At 40.2% G+C, this 840-nt stretch carries 2 protein-coding genes; one reads left to right on the top strand and one right to left on the bottom strand.

The window, feature by feature from the left end; translation table 11 throughout:
* Positions 1-131 (bottom strand): sporulation protein (locus R7P74_RS25660; RefSeq protein ID WP_318123465.1); only part of this gene is annotated, 131 nt, incomplete at its 3' end.
* A 248-nt stretch (positions 132-379) separates the two neighbouring features.
* Between R7P74_RS25660 and R7P74_RS25655 the strand changes: the two genes are divergently transcribed.
* On the top strand, positions 380-840 hold a 461-nt coding region (locus tag R7P74_RS25655; RefSeq protein WP_318123464.1), incomplete at its 3' end, for a GntR family transcriptional regulator.

Below are 840 nucleotides of genomic sequence, written 5' to 3'. Positions count from 1 at the left end.
TGTTCAACATCCCCACCTTTGATATGAACATGTCCCTTCAGCGTCGCACCTTGAAACACGCTCATTTCATCCAAAATAGTATCCACTTTTGCAGATCCAATACCCAACGATGCTTTTAATTTCTTAAACATGCCTTTCCTTTTTTGCGACTGTTTTTATTAGTTGTGCTTTGTTTACACAATTGCCTTATAAGCTGCAAGCAATAGACCGCAAGAATACGGCTTGATTCCATTATCGATTCAAAAAATATCAAATCAGCCAAATCATTCAGCAAGCAAATGCCCGTTATTTGTCTCTAAATGTCGTATTTGTCGATAACTATTTGCAATTTGTACTTAAATTGAGCAGTATTTGTATAGTCAATTTAAAAGGTATCATTATGTCTGCGCCACTCTACATGCAAATCAAACAATTTATCCTCGATAAAATTGATTCCGGAGATTGGATGGTCGGACAGCGCATTGCGACTGAAATCGAGCTGACTGAACAGTTTGGTGTAAGCCGAATGACAGTAAACAAAGCGATACGAGATCTGGTGAATGAAGGGAAACTACAACGTCGCCCAAGGTTGGGAACGTTCGTTTGTGACCCAAGTGAGAAATCAGAATCCCCATTACTAGATATTCGCAATATAGCGGAAGAAGTCAGTGACCGAGGACGCCAATACAGCAGTAAAGTAGTTCAGCAAGTCGCGATAAAAGCGGATGATAGCATCGCAATAAAACTTGGTGTAATGCTTGGTACAACAGTGTTTTACAGTGAGATCATTCACTATGAAGACAGCACACCTATTCAGTTAGAACTGCGTTGGGTAAACAGCCAATACGCCCCGAGTTATCT

It is taken from the genome of Vibrio sp. 2033, from assembly GCF_033339735.1.
Note: the sequence above shows the minus strand (reverse complement) of the source record. Positions and strands in the feature narration are given on the sequence as shown.